This is a genomic window from Pseudoalteromonas sp. MelDa3 (assembly GCF_002863625.1).
Classification (GTDB): Bacteria; Pseudomonadota; Gammaproteobacteria; order Enterobacterales; family Alteromonadaceae; genus Pseudoalteromonas; species Pseudoalteromonas arctica.
This window is the reverse complement of the sequence record NZ_PJBR01000139.1, coordinates 1-5,597: the sequence shown is the minus strand read 5'-3', so window position 1 is coordinate 5,597 and position 5,597 is coordinate 1. Positions and strand designations below refer to the sequence as shown.

The 5,597-nt window shown below is 41.1% G+C and carries 4 protein-coding genes; 2 read left to right on the top strand and 2 right to left on the bottom strand.

Annotated features, from left to right (window positions below; genetic code table 11):
- The coding region (locus CXF89_RS18040; protein ID WP_121955371.1) for a hypothetical protein at positions 1-321 on the top strand (321 nt) is incomplete at its 5' end.
- A gap of 342 nt (positions 322-663) precedes the next feature.
- On the opposite strand, the gene CXF89_RS18035 is transcribed toward CXF89_RS18040, so the two are convergent.
- Positions 664-2,940, bottom strand: a complete 2,277-nt coding sequence (locus CXF89_RS18035) for an acyl-CoA dehydrogenase (protein WP_121955370.1) — start codon at positions 2,938-2,940, stop codon at positions 664-666.
- 167 nt (positions 2,941-3,107) lie between these two features.
- Between CXF89_RS18035 and CXF89_RS18030 the strand changes: the two genes are divergently transcribed.
- Positions 3,108-4,955, top strand: a complete 1,848-nt coding sequence (locus tag CXF89_RS18030; RefSeq protein ID WP_121955369.1) for a M2 family metallopeptidase — start codon at positions 3,108-3,110, stop codon at positions 4,953-4,955.
- A gap of 67 nt (positions 4,956-5,022) precedes the next feature.
- Here CXF89_RS18030 and CXF89_RS18025 read toward each other — a convergent pair.
- Positions 5,023-5,597 (bottom strand): putative porin (locus CXF89_RS18025; protein ID WP_121955368.1); only part of this gene is annotated, 575 nt, incomplete at its 5' end.

Sequence of the window (5,597 nt, the reverse complement as noted above, 5' to 3'; positions counted from 1 at the left end):
GATGCGCTTTATAACCAGCAAGACCTTCAAAAAGCCAGCACCATGGCAACACCCAATCTTACACGTATAATGAAATCCTACGGCACCGCTAAACAGTTTTCCCGTAACTTAGTAAACATGCAATACGATGAAGTAACCATTGAAGTTGATATGACCAATATGAGCATCCGTGAGCAATACGGTGATAACGCCAAAATAAACCTTATTTTTACCGGCTACTTAAATGGTGATAAAATTGACGAAATGCGCAGTGTGAAAATGCTTCGTAAAAAAGGCAAATGGTATATAGATAAAATAGTTGCCGACCCTTACGCTCGTTAAAATAAATGAATTAAACATAAAAAGGCCTTACATTTGTAAGGCCTTTTTCACTTTAGCTAGGGCGTGTTGATCTTTGTGGATTGAAGTTTGTTCAATCTAGGGGCGATTTAATCGCGGCGCGAGGTTTGTAACCTAGTGGGCTAAGTAAAAACCGAGCAACAAAGAGTTAATCGTCCCTAGAAAGAACCCAAAGGGCAGCGCATGTTTGGCATTTATGCTGCGTTATCGCCTATTTATGGGGAATAACCACACTACATAGGCTCTGCCTTGCCTAAAAACCAAACAGTCTGCTGCAAATTCAACCACGAAGGGTCGATACGCCCTAGTATTTAAAGTACTGCGCTACAGCTCACCTGGTTGAAAGTTATCAACTGCGATGGCTTTCTTTCGTAACTTATTAGCGTGATGCATTGCATCAGCATCCGTTTGCTCTAATAACTTATTCTCAAGTGCATAATTTATAGCGCCTTCAATATCAAGCGTTGCAGGCACACTGCCCTTACGCTGCCATTGTTTTAGATCTTTAAACTGCGCTTGCATATCATGCATAGCTAAAAATGCGCTTTCCATTACCCCTGTACCTGCATTTTCATCTACATAACATAAGTGTGTTAAGCGGTTTCTAAATACACCCGGTTGAGTCATACGCTCACAAATACTTTGTGCTATTTCATCACTTGGTCTGTGGTAATGATTTCCAAGCGGGAACACGATACGTTTAAGGGTAAAATTAACAACCGGATTTGAAAAGTTTTTAAAGAAGCCATTAAACGCTTGGCCAATTTCAAATAATGAGTTCTCAATTGCATATTTTACAAATGGTAAATCAGCTTGTTGGCGCCCTTCGTCTTCATAACGTTTTAAAACAGTTGATGCTAAGTACAAATGACTTAATACATCACCCAAACGTGCCGATATCATTTCTTTACGTTTAAGTTCACCGCCAAGCATTAACATAGCCACGTCTGTGCAAATAGCTAAGCCTCGGCTCATTCTACTCAATTGTTTATAATAAACAGCCGTTTCACCACCTACAGGCGCTTTAGCAAAGCAACTACGTGTCAAGCCATGCACAAATGCCATGCCTGCATTACTTGCTGCAAATATTATATGGTTCATTAATAAACCATCAAATTGTTCAAGTGCTGCGTCGTCATCTTCCATTGCAGCGGCTTCCATTTCTTTTAAAACAAATGGATGACAGCGTGTTGCACCTTGGCCAAATATCATTAAGTTACGCGTTAAAATATTCGCGCCTTCAACCGTAATTGATACTGGAATACCCATATAGCCATGCGCCAAATAGTTATTAGGCCCTACTTGAATTCCTTTACCTGAATGAATATCCATTGCATCGTTCATTACCGTACGACCCATTTCAGTCATATGGTATTTAGCAATCGCTGTTACAACCGACGGGCTTAATTTTAAATCAATCGCACCTGCGGTCATTAATCGGCACGACTCAAGTGTGTAAGTTAAACCACCAATACGTGCAAGTGCCTCTTGCACTCCTTCAAACTGCCCTATGGATACACCAAACTGCTGGCGTACCATGGCGTATGCCGATGTCATTTTTGAAGCTAAATGTCCAGTTGCTGCACTCAATGCTGGTAGTGATATACCACGCCCTGCACTTAAACACTCAACAAGCATTCTCCAGCCACGCCCTGCACACCCTTGTCCACCAATGATCCAATCCAGTGGTATAAATACATCTTTACCGTAAGTGGTACCATTCATGAAGGCCATATTAAGTGGATAATGACGCTCACCCGTTTCTACACCCGGATGATCGGTTGGTATAAGCGCACACGTTATGCCTAGCTCTTTTTTATCACCTAATAAAGCGTTCGGATCATACATTTTAAATGCTAAGCCGAGTACAGTCGCCACGGGTGCAAGCGTAATGTAACGCTTTGACCAATTTAAACGCAGGCCCATTACTTGCTCGCCATTGTGCTCACCCATACACACCACACCTGAATCAGGGATGCTGCCAGCATCAGAGCCCGCCTCTGGTCCCGTTAATGCAAAACAAGGAACATCTGTACCATTAGCTAAACTTGGCAGCCAACGATCTTGCTGCTCTTTAGTACCATAGTGAAGAAGTAACTCACCCGGACCTAAGCTATTAGGCACCATAACAGTGACTGCGGCTGTTAAGCTTTTAGTCGAAATTTTTGACACTATCGTTGAATTAGCAATTGCCGAGAACTCACGACCGCCAAATTTTTCAGGAATGATCAGCGCAAAAAAACCTTCTGTTTTTAGGTAATCCCACACTTCTTTTGGTAAGTCTTTGTCTTTTTGTACAATTTGATAATCATCAAGCATCGCCAATAAGGTTTCTACTTGGTTAGCCATAAATGCGTTTTCTTTATCGCTAAGCTCTGGTTTAGGAAAGCGGTGCAGTTTTTGCCAGTCTGGGTTACCACTAAATAACTCACCATCCCACCAAACATCACCTGCTTCCATCGCCTCTCGCTCTGTTTGCGATAATGGCGGAAGCACCTTTTTGAACATTTTAAACGTAGGACGACTAATCAAGTTTAGGCGAATATCTTTAACCGCAAAAATAACCACCACTACGACCAGCAATATTATAAATATTAACATGCGCACATTCCTTACACATTGAATGAAAATAGTAACTTAATTATGACCCATCTTAATTTAAATACAATCATTGCACGACGAGTCGTAAGCCTTAACGCATTCATTTTATTGTTTTAAACATCACTGCTATTATCAACGTTTTAATAACAATAAATTAAAGGAATAGCATGACCCCCTTTCGATTTAAACTAAGTATAAGCGCCTTAATGGTAGCAAGTACTCTTGCTTTAACGGCCTGCGATGCAGAAGTAACGATAGACACTACCGATTCAGCACACACTAAAAAAGCTGTAACAGCTAAAGGTGCAAAAACATTTATAACAAACACAGAAAAAGAACTAAGTGCACTTTATTTAGAATCGAGCCGTGCAGAATGGATTTACGCAAACTTTATTACTCATGATACGTCGGCTCTATCGGCTGAAGTTAACCGTAAAATGACCGAAACAGTCGTGCGTTTAGCCAATGAAGCTGCAAAATACGACGAACTAGAGCTTGATTACGATGCTCGCCGTAAACTTGATAAACTAAAACTAGCACTTACACTTCCTGCCCCACAAGACGCTGATAAAACAGCACAACTTTCACAAATTGTCGCAGAGCTTGGCGGGCTATATGGTAAGGGTAAATACTGTAAAGAAGACGGCAGCTGTTTAAGCCTTGGCGACATGACTTCAAAAATGGCCACCAGCCGAGACTACAACGAACTACTTGATTTATGGCAAGGCTGGCGTCAAATATCAAAACCAATGCGCTCACTTTACGAGCAACAAGTAGTACTAACCAACGAAGGTGCAAAGGAGCTTGGTTATGCCGATACGGGCGCTATGTGGCGCAGTAAATACGATATGCCTGCTGATGACTTCACCACCGAGCTTGACCGTATTTGGGGCCAAGTTAAACCGCTGTATAACTCGCTACACTGCCATGTTCGCGCAAAGTTAGGTGAAAAGTACGGCACCGACAAAGTACCGCAAGACCAACCTATTCCAGCGCACTTGCTTGGTAATATGTGGGCGCAAGCATGGGGTAATATTTACGATGTAGTTGCACCAGAAAACGCCGATCCGGGTTACGACGTAACCGAGTTATTAGCTAAAAATAATTACGACGAACTTAAAATGGTAAAAGGGGCTGAAAACTTTTTTACCTCAATGGGTTTTGACGCACTACCAGAGACATTTTACGAGCGTTCACTGTTTGTTAAACCAAAAGACAGAGATGTGCAGTGCCATGCATCAGCATGGAATATCGATAGCAAAGACGATTTACGCATTAAAATGTGTATTCAGCGCACAGGCGAAGAATTTTCAGTTATTCACCATGAATTAGGTCATAACTTTTATCAGCGCGCTTATAATAAACAGCCTTTATTTTATCAAGAAAGTGCAAACGATGGTTTTCATGAAGCCATTGGAGACACGATTGCCTTATCGGTTACACCGGGTTACTTAAAAGAAATCGGCTTACTTGAACAAGTTCCTGATGAATCTAAAGATATTGGTTTATTAATGAAAATGGCACTTGATAAAGTCGCCTTTGTGCCGTTTAGCTTAATGGTTGATCAGTGGCGCTGGCAGGTATTTTCAGGTGAAGTAGCTCCGGAAAATTACAATAAAGCATGGTGGGACCTACGTGAAAAATACCAAGGAGTGCAAGCTCCTATCGCACGTAGCGAAAATGACTTTGATCCGGGTGCTAAGTACCACGTCCCGGGTAACACGCCTTATACTCGTTACTTTTTAGCGCATATTTTACAATTTGAGTTTCATCGCAGCTTATGTGAAATTGCCGGTAACGATAAAGCCATTCATCGCTGCTCTATTTATAACTCAAAAGAAGCAGGGGATAAGCTAAACGCTATGCTTGAAATGGGTTCGTCTCGCCCTTGGCAAGAAGCGCTTGAAACTGTAACAGGTAAGCCGCAAATGGATGCAACAGCAATGCTCGATTACTTTGCACCATTACAAACTTATTTAGATAAACAAAACGAAGGCCGCAACTGCGGCTGGTAAATAGCGCTGAACAAAAAGCCCGCTCAAATGAGCGGGCTTTTTATTCATATTCTAATTTTCTGTTAAATTAGAACTGTAAGCTTACATTTGCAAAGTAGGCATCATAATCAGAATCATCCCAGTTATTGCCGTAACCTGCTTCTAAACCAACATTGTTGTTGAAAAAGTGTTGAGCACCAAGAGTGTAATCATCATTTTTATTAACTGTAACAAAAACTGATGTTGCTTTGCTGAAATAGTAGTTAGATGCTAATTCCCAGTTACTTGAACCGCCATCAACATCTTCAAATTTACCTTCAACAGTCAAGTAGTTACCTTGCTGTAAATCAACAAAGTACTTAGCTGCTACTGCACGGTAATCAAACTCATCATCTGCTGTTACTGTAAAGCCGATATAATCAGTGCTGTTTAACTGGTGGTTATACGCTAAGTCAAACACAAATTGATTGTCAGCATCTTCTACATCAACAAACGTTGCTTTTAATACAAGGTTTGGGTTAAAGAAGTAACCAGCTGAAAGTTCAATTACATCCGTGCTTGAGCCAAAATCACTATCGAAATTATTGTACTGTGCACCTAATACAAAATCTTCTACAAAATACTCACCGCCAACGCTAGTAGCATCTACAAAATCATTATCAA